At 56.0% G+C, this 14,292-nt stretch carries 12 protein-coding genes and 1 tRNA gene; 11 read left to right on the plus strand and 2 right to left on the minus strand.

Features of this window, described 5'->3' with window-relative positions; translation table 11 throughout:
* Nucleotides 1-2 precede the first annotated feature (2 nt).
* Nucleotides 3-77: transfer RNA gene (locus AC2CF9_RS08055), tRNA-Gln, on the plus strand.
* A 98-nt stretch (nt 78-175) separates the two neighbouring features.
* Here the strand turns inward: AC2CF9_RS08055 and ubiF are convergent.
* Nucleotides 176-1,348 (minus strand): 3-demethoxyubiquinol 3-hydroxylase, encoded by a 1,173-nt coding sequence (gene ubiF / locus AC2CF9_RS08060; protein ID WP_484556722.1) that lies wholly within the window; start codon nt 1,346-1,348, stop codon nt 176-178.
* A gap of 239 nt (nt 1,349-1,587) precedes the next feature.
* On the opposite strand from ubiF, the gene miaB reads away from it, so the two are divergent.
* The 9 genes from miaB (at nt 1,588) to AC2CF9_RS08105 (ending at nt 10,857) form a co-directional block, all read left to right on the plus strand.
* A complete protein-coding gene (gene miaB, locus AC2CF9_RS08065; RefSeq protein ID WP_484556723.1) occupies nt 1,588-3,012 on the plus strand; it encodes a tRNA (N6-isopentenyl adenosine(37)-C2)-methylthiotransferase MiaB in 1,425 nt (474 codons plus the stop codon).
* Between the two features lie 205 nt (nt 3,013-3,217).
* Nucleotides 3,218-4,291 (plus strand): PhoH family protein, encoded by a 1,074-nt coding sequence (locus tag AC2CF9_RS08070; RefSeq protein ID WP_094111648.1) that lies wholly within the window; start codon nt 3,218-3,220, stop codon nt 4,289-4,291.
* Nucleotides 4,288-4,761, plus strand: a complete 474-nt coding sequence (gene ybeY, locus AC2CF9_RS08075) for an rRNA maturation RNase YbeY (RefSeq protein ID WP_484556724.1) — start codon at nt 4,288-4,290, stop codon at nt 4,759-4,761. The genes AC2CF9_RS08070 and ybeY overlap by 4 nt, the downstream gene beginning before the upstream one ends.
* A gap of 81 nt (nt 4,762-4,842) precedes the next feature.
* Nucleotides 4,843-5,724 carry a CNNM family magnesium/cobalt transport protein CorC gene (gene corC / locus AC2CF9_RS08080; protein WP_484556725.1) on the plus strand — a complete coding sequence of 294 codons (882 nt, stop codon included), beginning with the start codon at nt 4,843-4,845 and terminating at the stop codon, nt 5,722-5,724.
* Between the two features lie 4 nt (nt 5,725-5,728).
* Nucleotides 5,729-7,255, plus strand: a complete 1,527-nt coding sequence (lnt, locus tag AC2CF9_RS08085; protein WP_150017537.1) for an apolipoprotein N-acyltransferase — start codon at nt 5,729-5,731, stop codon at nt 7,253-7,255.
* Nucleotides 7,256-7,659: 404 nt separating this feature from the next.
* On the plus strand, nt 7,660-8,553 hold the full coding sequence (locus AC2CF9_RS08090) for a glutamate/aspartate ABC transporter substrate-binding protein (protein ID WP_150017539.1): 894 nt from the start codon (nt 7,660-7,662) through the stop codon (nt 8,551-8,553).
* Nucleotides 8,554-8,713: 160 nt separating this feature from the next.
* Entirely contained in the window at nt 8,714-9,454 is a 741-nt protein-coding gene (locus tag AC2CF9_RS08095) for an amino acid ABC transporter permease (RefSeq protein ID WP_039383152.1), read from the plus strand.
* Nucleotides 9,454-10,131, plus strand: coding sequence for a glutamate/aspartate ABC transporter permease GltK (gltK, locus tag AC2CF9_RS08100; RefSeq protein WP_039383151.1), 678 nt, complete (start codon nt 9,454-9,456; stop codon nt 10,129-10,131). The genes AC2CF9_RS08095 and gltK overlap by 1 nt, the downstream gene beginning before the upstream one ends.
* A complete protein-coding gene (locus tag AC2CF9_RS08105) occupies nt 10,132-10,857 on the plus strand; it encodes an amino acid ABC transporter ATP-binding protein (RefSeq protein ID WP_150017541.1) in 726 nt (241 codons plus the stop codon).
* A gap of 58 nt (nt 10,858-10,915) precedes the next feature.
* Here AC2CF9_RS08105 and AC2CF9_RS08110 read toward each other — a convergent pair whose 3' ends face one another.
* A complete protein-coding gene (locus AC2CF9_RS08110) occupies nt 10,916-11,398 on the minus strand; it encodes a zinc ribbon-containing protein (RefSeq protein ID WP_150017543.1) in 483 nt (160 codons plus the stop codon).
* 301 nt (nt 11,399-11,699) lie between these two features.
* Here AC2CF9_RS08110 and leuS point away from each other — a divergent pair, with 301 nt between their 5' ends.
* The gene (gene leuS / locus AC2CF9_RS08115) at nt 11,700-14,282 is read left to right on the plus strand and encodes a leucine--tRNA ligase (protein WP_484556726.1); all 2,583 of its coding nucleotides are present in this window, start codon (nt 11,700-11,702) and stop codon (nt 14,280-14,282) included.
* Nucleotides 14,283-14,292 lie beyond the last annotated feature (10 nt).

The following is a 14,292-nucleotide window of genomic DNA, read 5'->3' on the forward strand; positions in this document are numbered from 1 at the left end:
ATTGGGGTGTCGCCAAGCGGTAAGGCACTGGTTTCTGATACCAGCATTCCGGGGTTCGAATCCCTGCACCCCAGCCAAATTGCACAACAGGCCCGCTTTTGCGGGCTTTGTTGTTTCTGACGTTCTGAAACGACAGGGCTTACTGCCGGCGCGCCAGCAGTAAGCGTGAGTCAGGTCAGAGTCCCAGCGCGTAGCGCAGCGCACGACGCTTCAGGCCGCCGGCGCGTTCTGCCGCCATCAACCCCAGATTACGCGCCAGGCGCAGCGGCGGCAGTGAGTTACTGAACGCAAAATAGAACAGATCCATACCACCCTGCATCAGCAGATTATCGCGATAGCGTTCACGCTGATAGCGCTGCAGCACCGCCATTGCTGACCACGTCTGCGCCTGACTGCGCGCCTCAGTGAGCACATTAATCAGCGCATCCACGTCGCGATAGCCCAGGTTGACACCCTGCCCTGCCAGCGGATTGATCGTATGCGCAGCATCTCCCACCAGCGCCAGCCCCGGCATGACGTAGCGCGTGGCATGACGCCGCACCAGCGGGAACGACGCCGCACTCTTTATCTGAAAGCGGCCGAGACGGGCCGGGAAATTCAGCTTTACCTCTTTCTCCAGCTGGCTCAGCGGCAGCGCCTGCAGCTGACGGATACGCGCGGGTGCGTCATACCACACCAGCGATGCATGCTGGTCAAAAAGCGGCAGAAAAGCTCGCGGCCCCTGCGGCGTAAACTGCTGCCAGGTAGCATCACCCGCCGGATGCTCACACTCAGTACTGATAAGCATGCAGGATTGCGCATAGTTCCAGCCGTGCACGCCAATGCCTGCCAGCTGCCGCACCCGCGAGTTAGCGCCATCCGCGCCAACCACCAGCCGGGCATCAAGCGGTGCGCCCTGATCCAGAGTGATGTGCCAGCCGCCGCTATGCGGCTGCAGATCCTGAAGCGTTGCCGGGCACAGCAGCGCGACGCCATCCTGCTGCATCTGCTCCCACAGCGCCCGCTGCAACACGCGGTTTTCCACCATATAGCCAAGCACCGGCAGCCCCAGCGATGCTGCATCAAACGTGACGTGCGCGCTCTGCCACTCCCAGGTTTCCAGTTTGCGATAGGGCGCACTGCGCATCGCCTCTACGCGCGTCCAGGCACCCAGCTGCTGCAGTAGCGCAACTGAAGAAGCACCAATCGCGGAGATGCGGATATCAGGCTCGTCGCTGTTATCAAACGCCTCAGGCTCTGCACGCTCAATGACAGCGACGCGGAACTGCTGCTGCGCCAGCCCGCACGCCAGCGCCGCCCCCACCATGCCACCTCCGACGATGACCACGTCATACTGTCTCTCCTGCATCGATCCTCACCTTTCCTGTTGCCCTGACGCCCCACGGCGTTTGCTGATAAACAAAGTGTACCGGAAATCATCCGTAATGGGGGCTGACCCGCTGCCACATCTTTTTGTGCCTGCGCGGCCCGCAGCAGCCTGGCTGTCACGCTGGTGCGCGAAGTATGACGGGTACGCTGGTCACATCCTCCCCAAAGCATTACACTATGCCCCCTGCACTTCCCTGCTCAGATTCAATGGCTGGTTCAATGACCAAAAAACTGCATATCAAAACCTGGGGCTGTCAGATGAATGAGTATGATTCATCCAAGATGGCTGACCTGCTGAACAGCACGCACGGCTACACCCTGACGGAGGAAGCCGAAGACGCAGATGTTCTGCTGCTTAATACCTGCTCTATCCGTGAGAAAGCGCAGGAAAAAGTCTTTCACCTGCTGGGGCGCTGGAAAAAGCTCAAAGCGGTCAATCCCGATCTTATCATCGGCGTGGGCGGCTGCGTGGCGTCGCAGGAAGGCGATAAACTGCGCCAGCGTGCGCAGTGTGTTGATATCGTCTTTGGACCGCAGACGCTGCATCGCCTGCCGGAAATGATCAATCAGGTACGCGGTAATAAAAGCCCGATAGTTGACGTCAGCTTCCCGGAAATTGAAAAATTTGACCGCCTGCCGGAACCGCGCGCTGAAGGCCCGACGGCTTTTGTCTCTATCATGGAAGGCTGCAATAAATATTGCACTTTCTGCGTGGTGCCTTATACCCGCGGCGAAGAAGTCAGCCGTCCCTGCGACGATATCCTGCTGGAAATCGCCCAGCTGGCCGCTCAGGGTGTGCGCGAGGTCAACCTGCTGGGTCAGAACGTCAACGCCTATCGCGGCGCGACCTTTGATGACCAGATCTGCACGTTTGCTGAGCTGCTGCGCCTCGTCGCCGCCATTGATGGTATCGACCGCATCCGCTTCACCACCAGCCATCCGATTGAGTTCACCGATGACATCATTGATGTCTATCGCGATACGCCAGAGCTGGTGAGCTTTCTGCATCTGCCGGTTCAGAGCGGCGCTGACCGTATTCTGACGCTGATGAAGCGGGCGCACACTGCCCTGGAGTACAAAGCAATTATTCGCAAGCTGCGTGCAGCACGTCCTGATATTGAAATCAGCTCTGATTTTATCATCGGTTTCCCGGGTGAAACTCAGCACGACTTCGAACAGACCATGAAGCTGATTCACGACGTTAACTTTGACACCAGCTACAGCTTTATCTACTCCGCCCGTCCGGGTACGCCTGCGGCTGACCTGCCAGACGACGTGCCGGAAGAGGAGAAAAAGCAGCGCCTCTATATTCTGCAGGATCGTATCCAGCAGCAGGCGATGGCGATCAGCCGCCGTATGGTGGGTACCGTTCAGCGTATTCTGGTTGAGGGCACATCACGTAAAAATGTGATGGAACTGACCGGCCGTACTGAAAATAACCGCGTGGTGAACTTTGAAGGCTCAGTGAACATGATTGGCAAATTTGTCGATGTTGAAATCGTTGACGTCTATGCCAACTCACTGCGCGGCGTGGTCGTACGCACTGAAGATCGCATGGGGCTGCGCGTGGCGCAGAGTCCGGCGGCCGTCATTGCCCGTACCCGCAAAGAGGATGAAACCGGCGTCGGCCTGTATCAACCCTGACAGTTAATCACTGTGCGGCAGCACGCAGCGTGCTGCCGCCTGTTTCATTCGCCACCCCTTGCATTCTGCAGCGGTCGCCCAAATATCTTTCCCTGCGCTTGCGTCCTGATGCTGTCCCATAAATAATTTTGTCATACGCTTATGACGCGCACGCGTGGCATCCATACATCTTTTCAACTGGCCCTGTGTGACCCAAAGGATTCAATTGAATATCGAAACTCGTGAAATCGCCCTGGAACCCGCCGACAACCAGCGTCTGATGAGCCTGTGCGGTCCGTTTGATGACAATGTGAAGCAGCTGGAACGCCGTCTGGGCATCGAAATCAACCGCCGCGACAACCATTTTAAGCTGGTGGGCCGCGCGCTCAGCGTGGAGGCCGCCGCGCATATCCTGCGTACGCTGTACGTGGATACTGCCCCGGTTCGCGGCCATATTCCGGATATCGAACCGGATCACATTCATCTGGCCATTAAAGAGAGCCGGGTGCTGGAGCAGACCGCCGAAAGCGTGCCGGAGTATGGCAAAGCGGTAAACATTAAAACCAAACGCGGTGTGATTAAGCCGCGCACGCCGAATCAGGCGCAATACATCGCCAACATTCTCGACCACGATATCACCTTTGGTATCGGCCCGGCGGGTACCGGTAAAACCTATCTTGCGGTTGCCGCCGCGGTTGATGCCCTGGAGCGCCAGGAGATTCGTCGTATCCTGCTGACCCGCCCGGCGGTAGAGGCAGGTGAAAAGCTGGGCTTTCTGCCTGGCGATCTGAGCCAGAAGGTTGATCCCTATCTGCGCCCGCTTTATGACGCGCTGTTTGAGATGCTCGGCTTTGAACGGGTTGAAAAGCTGATGGAGCGTAACGTGATTGAGGTGGCACCGCTCGCCTATATGCGCGGTCGTACGCTGAATGATGCGTTTGTGATCCTCGATGAGAGCCAGAACACCACCATTGAACAGATGAAGATGTTCCTGACGCGCATTGGCTTTAACTCCAAAGCGGTGATCACCGGTGACGTAACGCAGATTGACCTGCCGCGCAGCACTAAATCGGGTCTGCGCCACGCGATTGAAGTGCTGGCTGACGTCGAAGAGATCAGCTTTAACTTCTTCCACAGCGAAGATGTGGTACGCCATCCGGTAGTGGCACGTATTGTGAACGCTTATGAAGCCTGGGAAGAGGCGGATCAGAAGCGTCGTGATAAACTGGCGGAAGAGCGTAAACGGGAGTCGCTGGCCGCTCAGGCTGTGCACTCCACACCACCACAGGAGCCGTCATGAGTACGGTAGTACTGGATTTACAGCAGGCCTGCGCCGACGCGCACGGCCTGCCGGAAGGAACCGCTTTTCAGCGCTGGCTGGAAGCGGCCGTTACCCCCTTTCAGCCAGAAAGTGAGGTCACGATTCGCCTGGTTGATGAAGCGGAGAGTCACGAGCTAAACCTGACTTATCGCGGCAAAGACAAGCCGACCAACGTGCTCTCTTTTCCTTTTGAAGCGCCGCCGGGCATTGAGCTGCCGCTGCTGGGTGATTTAATTATCTGTCGCCAGGTGGTTGAGCAGGAAGCGGCTGAACAGGGTAAAAGCACTGAAGCACACTGGGCACACATGGTTGTACACGGCACGCTGCATCTGCTGGGCTATGACCATATTGAAGACAGTGAAGCCGAAGAGATGGAGGCGCTGGAGACTGAGATAATGCTTGCTCTTGGTTATCCTGACCCGTACATTTCGGAGAAAGAAGACGCCTGAGCCGTGGGTTCAGGCTACTGTGCTGCCGGCGGGACGCGGGCAGCTATCCTTATCTAACAGCGAGATCGTAATTAAAACGCCATGAGCGACGACCATTCTCAAAACAACGACGCCCCCAGTAGTAAAAAGGGCTTCTTTTCCCTGCTGCTTAGCCAGCTGTTTCACGGTGAACCTAAAAATCGTAATGAACTGCTGGGTCTGATCCGTGATTCTGAACAAAAAGAGCTGATTGACCAGGATACCCGCGACATGCTGGAAGGGGTGCTCGACATCGCTGAGCAGCGCGTACGCGATATCATGATCCCACGCTCACAGATGATCACCCTGAAGCGCAATCAGAGTCTGGAAGAGTGCCTGGCCGTGATTATTGAATCTGCGCACTCCCGTTTTCCGGTTATCAGCGAAGATAAAGACCACGTTGAAGGCATTCTGATGGCGAAAGATCTGCTGCCGTTTATGAGCAGCAGCGCTGAGCCCTTCAGTATGGAAAAGGTGCTGCGTCCTGCGGTAGTGGTACCGGAAAGCAAGCGCGTTGACCGCATGCTGAAAGAGTTTCGCTCGCAGCGCTATCATATGGCGATTGTTATTGATGAGTTTGGTGGCGTATCTGGCCTGGTGACCATCGAAGATATTCTGGAGCTGATTGTCGGCGAAATCGAAGATGAGTATGACGACGAAGAAGATCGCGACATCCGTCAGCTGAATCGCCATACCTACACGGTACGTGCGCTGACGCCGATTGAAGATTTCAACGAGGCGTTCGGCACCGATTTCAGCGATGACGAAGTGGATACGATTGGCGGTCTGGTTATGCAGGGCTTTGGCCACCTTCCGGCTCGCGGCGAGAGTATCGCTATTGATGGTTACCACTTCAAAGTCGCTATGGCGGACAGCCGTCGTATTATTCAGGTGCATGTGAAAATTCCGGAAGATTCTCCACAACCGCAACTCGAAGACGAATAACTTTATGGCATCTGCCTCTCTTTTTTCCCGCCAGCGGGTGCGTCTGCTGCTGGCGCTGATAGCGGGTGCCACCGGCACCCTCGCCTTTTCTCCTTACGATTTCTGGCCTGCGGCGCTTATCTCCCTGGCGGGTTTGCAGGTATTACTGCTAAACCGTCGCCCTGCACAGGCTGCAGCGCTTGGCTTTACATGGGGCTTTGGCCTGTTTGGCAGCGGCATTAACTGGGTCTATGTCAGCATCGCTACCTTTGGCGGTATGCCCGGGCCGGTAAACGTTTTTCTGGTGCTGCTGCTGGCAGCATATCTGGCGCTCTATCCACTGCTGTTTGCCGTGGTGCTCAACCGCTTCTGGCCGCGCGCTACCCTATGGCGGCTGGCGCTGGCGGCGCCGGCATTATGGCAAATCAGCGAGTTTCTGCGCGGCTGGGTCCTGACGGGTTTCCCCTGGCTGCAGTTTGGCTACAGTCAGATTGACGGTCCGCTGAAAGGTATTGCGCCGCTTGCGGGCGTAGAGACCATTACTTTCCTGCTGATGATGATTGCCGGCCTGCTGGTCTTTGCCCTGCATCAGCGCAGTCTGAAAAGCCTGATTGTTGCCGCAGCCCTGCTGCTGCTGCCGTGGCCGCTGCGTATGCTGCACTGGTATCAGCCGCTGCCGGCACGCAGCGTGGATGTGGCGATGGTACAGGGTAATATCCCGCAATCGATGAAGTGGGATCCACAGCAGCTGCGCGACACGCTGCGCGTCTATACCAGCTACAGTCAGCCCTATATCGGCAGTGCGCCGCTGATTATCTGGCCTGAATCGGCTATTACCGATCTTGAAAGTAACCAGCAGCCCTTTTTACAGGCGCTGGACGCGGAACTGCGCGCGCGCGGCAGCAGTTTGATCACCGGCATCGTTGACTCACGCATTGAGGGTGATAACCGCTATCACGACTATAACTCCGTCATCGTGCTCGGTGGCAAACAGCCTTATAGCTACCAGAGCCGTAACCGCTATCAGAAAAATCACCTGGTGCCGTTCGGCGAGTTTGTGCCGCTGGAGAGCCTGCTTCGTCCGCTGGCGCCGTTCTTCGATCTGCCCATGTCCTCTTTCAGCCGCGGTGCGTACATCCAGCCACAGCTGAACGTGGCGGGTTATAACCTCACCAGCGCCATCTGCTATGAAATCGTTCTGGGCGAACAGGTACGTGCCAACTTCCGGCCAGATACCAACTTCCTGCTGACGGTTTCAAATGACGCCTGGTTCGGCCACTCGATCGGCCCGTGGCAGCATTTTCAGATGGCGCGCATGCGTGCGCTTGAGCTGGGACGCCCGCTGCTGCGCTCGACAAACAATGGCGTTACGGCCGTGGTCAACGCCGACGGTGACGTTGAAAAGATGATCCCGCAGTTTACCCGCCGGGTACTGGAGGCGCGCGTAACGCCTGCTGCAGGCGAAACGCCCTATGCGCGCAGCGGTATCTGGCCGGTCTGGTTACTGACGCTGGCAGCGATCACCGCCGCCATTGCACGCCGGCGCGTCTGACGACCGCGTCTCCCTGAAAGCGAAGCCACGGCTTCGCTTTTTTTTTGTCTTTCCGCTGAAACATTCTCCTGCAATGCTGCGTAATGTGGCACGAAGCTTGCTGCTAACCATAACGACAAGGGCGAATGCCGGCAGCAGGCTTGCTGTGATGAATTTCACGCACTGTTAACGGGCATGATTGCGCACTGAAACAGCGCAAGGCAGCTACATTGCCTTGTAATGGTGCGGAGCGGCTCGCAAAAAACAAACTTTTTTGTTTCATTGCGTTAACATTTCGCTATGTTAGTCCCCTATCCTGCGCGCAGTTGCGCTAAAGGATTATTAAAAAAGCAGCAGGACACAGACATAACATCACGCTCTGCGCAGTTTTATTCTGCGCGCCATTCACACGAAGGAGTTGGAACATGCAAATGCGCAAAGTGGCTTTATCACTTCTGCTGTTGGGAGCAGCAGCGGGCGCGGCTCAGGCAGAAGATTTCACCGGCACGCTGAAAAAGATTAACGACAGCGGCGTTATTGTCGTCGGCCATCGTGAGTCATCCGTTCCCTTTTCTTATTATGACAACCAGCAAAAAGTCGTCGGCTATTCGCAGGACTACTCCAGCGCCATTGTGGCAGCGATCAAAGCCAAACTGAATAAACCCGATCTGCAGATCAAGATGCTGCCAATTACCTCGCAGAACCGTATTCCTCTGCTGCAGAACGGCACTTACGATTTTGAATGTGGTTCCACGACAAACAACGTTGAGCGTCAGCAGCAGGCGGCCTTCTCAGACACCATCTTTATCATCGGCACCCGTTTACTGGTGAAAAAAGGCGGTGATATTAAAGATTTCACCGATCTGAAAGGCAAAACGGTTGTGGTCACCTCCGGTACCACCTCTGAAATTCTGCTGCGCAAGCTGAACGATGAGAAAAAGCTCGATATGCGCATTATCAGCGCTAAAGATCATGGCGATTCGTTCCGCACGCTGGAAACCGGACGTGCTGTCGCCTTTATGATGGATGATGCCCTGCTGGCCGGTGAGCGCGCCAAGGCGAAAAAGCCTGATAACTGGGAGATTACGGGTACCCCGCAATCCAAAGAGGCTTACGGCTGCATGCTGCGTAAAGACGATCCACAGTTCAAACAGCTGCTGGATGAAACCATTGCTAAGGCACAGACCTCCGGTGAAGCGACCAAATGGTTTGATAAATGGTTTAAACAGCCTATTCCGCCAAAAAACCTCAATCTGAATTTTGAACTCTCCTCCGATATGCAGGCCCTGTTTAAATCACCTAACGACAAGGCGCTGTAACGTAACAACGATAACAAGGGCGGCCAGGCTGCCCTCCTGATTGCTGAACATGCGGTACGGACAGACAGACTGCTGCGGGTCGTTCCCCTGCGGCAGGAAAAAAGAGACCGCTCAACAATCTTATGGGTAGCCTGGCTACCCTTTTTTACCGGAGCTCGTTATGGGTATCGACTGGAACTGGGGCATCTTTTTACAGCAGGCTCCGTTCGGCAATACGACCTACCTTGGCTGGCTGTGGTCCGGATTTCAGGTGACCGTCGCGGTCTCCTGCTGCGCCTGGATTATCGCCTTCCTGGTGGGATCGCTGTTTGGCATTCTGCGTACCGTACCGAATCGCCTGCTGGCTGCGATTGGCACCTGCTATGTAGAGCTGTTTCGTAATATCCCGCTGATTGTGCAGTTTTTCTTCTGGTATCTGGTGGCGCCGGAACTGGTTGGTGAGAAGCTCGGCATGTGGTTTAAGGCGGAGCTTGATCCCAACATTCAGTTCTTCCTCTCCTCCATGATCTGTCTCGGACTTTTTACCGCAGCGCGCGTCTGCGAGCAGGTGCGGGCGGCGATTCAGTCGCTGCCGCGCGGACAGAAAAATGCCGGACTGGCTATGGGGCTGACGCTGCCACAGACCTATCGTTATGTGCTGCTGCCTAACGCCTACCGTGTCATTGTGCCGCCGATGACCTCGGAAATGCTGAACCTGGTCAAGAACTCCGCCATCGCCTCCACGATTGGCCTCGTCGACCTGGCTGCCCAGGCGGGCAAGCTGCTCGACTATTCGGCGCACGCCTATGAGTCCTTTACCGCGATTACGCTCGCCTATGTCGGCATCAATCTGGTGATTATGCTGGTCATGGGTCTGGTAGAGCGCAAAATTCGCCTGCCCGGCAACCTGGGAGGGAAATAATGTACGATTTTGACTGGAGCTCTATTCCGCCCAGCCTGCCCTACCTGCTTAACGGCATGGTGATTACGCTTAAAATTACCGCCGTCGCGGTGGTGTTCGGCATTATCTGGGGCACCATTCTGGCCGTTATGCGCCTCTCCACGTTTGCCCCGGTACGCTGGTTTGCAAAACTCTACGTCAACCTGTTCCGTTCAGTCCCCTTGGTGATGGTACTGCTGTGGTTCTATCTGGTCGTACCGAGTTTTCTGCAGCAGGTGCTGGGCCTGTCGCCGCAGACGGATATTCGTCTTATCTCTGCCATGGTGGCCTTTGCGCTGTTTGAGGCTGCTTATTATTCGGAGATTATTCGCGCCGGTATCCAGAGCATCTCTCGCGGACAATCAAACGCCGCACTGGCGCTCGGCATGACGCAGTGGCAATCAATGAAGCTGATTATTCTGCCGCAGGCGTTTCGCGCCATGGTGCCGCTGCTGCTTACTCAGGGCATTGTGCTGTTCCAGGATACCTCACTGGTCTATGTACTGAGCCTGGCTGATTTTTTCCGCACCGCCTCTACCATTGGCGAGCGCGATGGTACCCAGGTAGAAATGGTCCTGTTTGCCGGTCTGGTCTATTTCGCGATCAGCCTGAGCGCGTCGTTGCTGGTTAGCTATCTGAAAAGAAAAAGGACAGTTTAAATGATTAGCCTGAAAAATGTTTCTAAGTGGTATGGGCACTTTCAGGTGCTGACCGACTGCTCAACCGAGGTAAAAAAAGGAGAAGTGGTGGTGGTCTGCGGGCCCTCGGGCTCGGGCAAATCCACGCTGATTAAAACCGTCAACGGACTGGAGCCGGTTCAGCAGGGCAGCATTCAGGTCAACGGCACTGAAGTGAACAATAAAAAGACTAATCTGGCCAAACTGCGCAGTCAGGTCGGCATGGTGTTTCAGCACTTTGAGCTGTTTCCTCATCTGAGCATTATCGATAACCTGGTGCTGGCGCAGGTAAAAGTGCTGAAGCGCGACAAAACGGCGGCGCGCGATAAAGGACAAGCCTTGCTGAAGCGCGTGGGGCTCTCTGCCCACGCGGAGAAGTTTCCGGGACAGCTTTCAGGAGGCCAGCAACAGCGTGTGGCTATCGCCCGTGCGCTCTGCATGGACCCGATCGCCATGCTGTTTGATGAGCCCACCTCCGCGCTCGATCCGGAGATGATCAATGAAGTGCTGGATGTCATGGTTGAACTGGCAAATGAAGGCATGACGATGATGGTGGTGACGCACGAAATGGGCTTTGCGCGCAAGGTGGCTAATCGCGTCATCTTTATGGATGAAGGAAAAATTGTCGAAGATACCCGCAAAGAGGACTTCTTTAATAATCCGCAGTCCGGGCGCGCGAAAGAGTTCCTGGCAAAAATTCTGCACTAACCGCTGAACCATGCGCGCCGCCTGCACACACGCAGCGGCGCGCTGTTAACGCAATCAGTCAGGGTTCAAACGGCTGACGCTGAAACTGATCGTGATTGCACTCCGGGCAGCGCGTCAGGCTTTCAGGCGTATAGATAGCGCGCGTGAAGCCGCAGTTTTCGCACACCAGATTGCCCAGCCCCACCACCTCACCGCTCTGATAAACGCCGTGATGATGCAGGTCTTTAAACACCTCACGCCACTCCAGCTGACTCTTATCTGTAATATCTGCCAGCTCTTTCCACAGGCTCTCACGGATCACACGTAAAAAGACCGAATCTTCCAGCGCGCTTTCCGCTTCGGGATAGCTGCGGGAAAATTCATAAAGATCGCGCCGCACCGCCCGCATCACTTCATCCACTTCGGAAGATGAGAGACTCTCGTCGGTCAGCAGATCCTGACGCGCTTCCGCGACCAGCGCGTCGATATCGCGTTCACCGCGCTCCAGTCGCTGGGTTAACGTTGCTACCGTGGTCCGATACGCCTGCGCCACGTTATTCATTTTATTCTCCTTTCTGCTGTGAGGGCTGCTGTAAGTTTAGCCGCTTTATCGCAAAAGCTCTGACGGTCATCGCGGAAATTGCAAAAGCGCGGAAGCCGCAACGCATTCCGCAGAAAAGCAGCGGAGAGGGACGGTGAAATGTTGTTGAGGGCGGGGCTTATGGGTATGCTATGCGGATCATAAGTAGACAAACCCGGCCTGTCCGATGCGGCGGTCAAGCCATCAGGCGACGATGTCAGCGGCTCTGCTGCTGCACCAGACGGTCCGGGAAAACGATTTTTACTAAGGATCACAGGCAGCCATGCAAGAGCAATACCGCCCGGAAGAGATAGAATCCCGCGTCCAGCAGCACTGGGACGAAAATGAAACCTTCAAAGTCACCGAGCAGGAAGGCAAAGAGAAATATTACTGCCTGTCGATGCTGCCCTATCCTTCTGGCCGCCTGCATATGGGCCACGTGCGTAACTACACCATTGGCGATGTTATTGCCCGCTATCAGCGCATGCTGGGCAAAAACGTCCTGCAGCCGATTGGCTGGGACGCTTTCGGTCTGCCAGCTGAAGGCGCTGCGGTAAAAAATAATACTGCGCCGGCGCCATGGACCTACGACAACATCGACTATATGAAGAACCAGCTGAAGCTGCTGGGCTTTGGCTACGACTGGAGCCGTGAACTGGCGACCTGTCAGCCAGAGTACTACCGCTGGGAACAGTGGTTCTTCACCAAACTCTACGAAAAAGGTCTGGTGTACAAAAAGACCTCGGCGGTGAACTGGTGCCCGAACGATCAGACGGTGCTGGCTAATGAGCAGGTAATCGACGGCTGCTGCTGGCGCTGCGACACCAAAGTTGAGCGTAAAGAGATCCCGCAGTGGTTTATCAAAATCACCGACTACGCTGAAGAACTGCTTAACGACCTCGACAAGCTGGATGAGTGGCCGGAGCAGGTTAAAACCATGCAGCGCAACTGGATCGGCCGTTCTGAAGGGGTTGAAATCACCTTTGACGTTGCGCACAGCGACGAAAAGGTCACGGTTTACACCACCCGTCCCGATACCTTTATGGGCGCGACCTACGTCGCTGTGGCGGCGGGTCATCCGCTGGCGCGACAGGCTGCCGCAGGCAATCCGGTGCTGGCCGATTTCATTGCCGAGTGCAGTACGACTAAGGTCGCAGAAGCGGATATGGCGACGATGGAGAAAAAAGGCATGGCGACCGGCCTGTCTGCTATCCATCCGCTGACCGGTGAAGCGATTCCGGTGTGGGTCGCGAACTTTGTGCTGATGGAATATGGCACCGGTGCGGTGATGGCGGTGCCTGGCCATGATCAGCGCGACTGGGAGTTTGCGACTAAATATGGCCTGAATATCAAGCCTGTTATCCGCAACCTCGATGGCACAGAGCCCGATCTGAGCAGCGGCGCCATGACCGAAAAAGGCACGCTGTTTAATTCCGGTGAATTTGACGGTCTGGATCACCAGGCGGGCTTTAATGCCATCGCCGACGCGCTGACGGCGAAAGGCGTTGGCGTACGCAAAGTTAACTACCGTCTGCGCGACTGGGGCGTTTCGCGTCAGCGCTACTGGGGTGCACCTATTCCGATGGTCACGCTGGAAGATGGCACGGTCGTTCCTGCGCCAGAAGATCAGCTGCCGGTTATCCTGCCGGAAGATGTGGTCATGGATGGTATCACCAGCCCGATCAAAGCGGACCCGGAGTGGGCTAAAACCACCGTGAATGGTCAGCCGGCGCTGCGCGAAACGGATACCTTTGACACCTTCATGGAGTCCTCCTGGTACTACGCGCGCTATACCTGCGCTAACTACAACGAAGGCATGCTGGATCCGGCTGCGGCCAACTACTGGCTGCCGGTAGACCAGTACGTGGGCGGTATCGAACACGCTATCATGCACCTGATGTACTTCCGCTTCTATCACAAGCTGCTGCGTGACGCAGGCCTGGTTAACTCCGATGAGCCAGCGAAACGCCTGCTGTGTCAGGGCATGGTGCTGGCGGATGCGTTCTACTATGTTGGCGTTAACGGCGAGCGCAACTGGGTCTCTCCGGTTGATGTTACCGTTGAGCGCGATGATAAAGGACGTATTACCAAAGCAGTGGACAATCAGGGCCGCGACGTTATCTACGCCGGCATGAGCAAAATGTCGAAGTCGAAAAACAACGGCATCGATCCACAGCTGATGGTTGAGCGTTACGGCGCCGATACCGTACGCCTGTTTATGATGTTTGCATCGCCGGCAGATATGACCCTGGAGTGGCAGGAGTCGGGTGTGGAAGGCGCTAACCGCTTCCTGAAACGCGTCTGGAAACTGGCTTACGATCACGTCGCGAAAGGCGCAACTGTCGCGCTGGATGTCAGCGCACTGAATGATGAACAGAAAGCGCTGCGTCGCGATCTGCACAAAACCATTGCGAAAGTCGCGGATGATATTGGTCGTCGCCAGACCTTTAACACCGCTATCGCTGCTATCATGGAGCTGATGAACAAGCTGCTGCGCGCGCCGCAGGAGAGCGAACAGGATCGTGCACTGATGCAGGAAGCGCTGGTCGCCGTTACGCGCCTGCTCTATCCGTTCACGCCGCACGCCAGCTATGTCCTGTGGCAGGCGCTGGGTGGCGAAGGCAGCATTGATAATGCGCCATGGCCGGTAGCGGATGAAGCCGCAATGGTCGAGGATTCAATGCTGGTTGTCGTTCAGGTTAACGGTAAAGTACGCGGTAAAGTCACCGTGGCAGCAGATGCCACTCAGGAGCAGGTGCAGGCGCGAGCCGCACAGGAGCCACTGGTGGCAAAATATCTGGACGGCGTCACCCTGCGAAAAGTGATTTATGTCCCTGGCAAACTGCTTAACCTGGTCGTGGGTTAAGTTCAGGAGG

It is taken from the genome of Pantoea sp. SYBGC1, assembly GCF_057197005.1.

What these genes read in the sequence shown, in the direction of transcription:
- corC (WP_484556725.1), top strand. Translation starts at nt 4,843, where the DNA reads ATGAGCGACGACCATTCTCAAAACAACGACGCCCCCAGTAGTAAAAAG.
- AC2CF9_RS08095 (WP_039383152.1), top strand. Translation starts at nt 8,714, where the DNA reads ATGGGTATCGACTGGAACTGGGGCATCTTTTTACAGCAGGCTCCGTTC.
- AC2CF9_RS08105 (WP_150017541.1), top strand. Translation starts at nt 10,132, where the DNA reads ATGATTAGCCTGAAAAATGTTTCTAAGTGGTATGGGCACTTTCAGGTG.
- AC2CF9_RS08090 (WP_150017539.1), top strand. Translation starts at nt 7,660, where the DNA reads ATGCAAATGCGCAAAGTGGCTTTATCACTTCTGCTGTTGGGAGCAGCA.
- gltK (WP_039383151.1), top strand. Translation starts at nt 9,454, where the DNA reads ATGTACGATTTTGACTGGAGCTCTATTCCGCCCAGCCTGCCCTACCTG.
- AC2CF9_RS08110 (WP_150017543.1), bottom strand. Translation starts at nt 11,398, where the DNA reads ATGAATAACGTGGCGCAGGCGTATCGGACCACGGTAGCAACGTTAACC.
- miaB (WP_484556723.1), top strand. Translation starts at nt 1,588, where the DNA reads ATGACCAAAAAACTGCATATCAAAACCTGGGGCTGTCAGATGAATGAG.
- lnt (WP_150017537.1), top strand. Translation starts at nt 5,729, where the DNA reads ATGGCATCTGCCTCTCTTTTTTCCCGCCAGCGGGTGCGTCTGCTGCTG.
- leuS (WP_484556726.1), top strand. Translation starts at nt 11,700, where the DNA reads ATGCAAGAGCAATACCGCCCGGAAGAGATAGAATCCCGCGTCCAGCAG.
- ubiF (WP_484556722.1), bottom strand. Translation starts at nt 1,348, where the DNA reads ATGCAGGAGAGACAGTATGACGTGGTCATCGTCGGAGGTGGCATGGTG.
- ybeY (WP_484556724.1), top strand. Translation starts at nt 4,288, where the DNA reads ATGAGTACGGTAGTACTGGATTTACAGCAGGCCTGCGCCGACGCGCAC.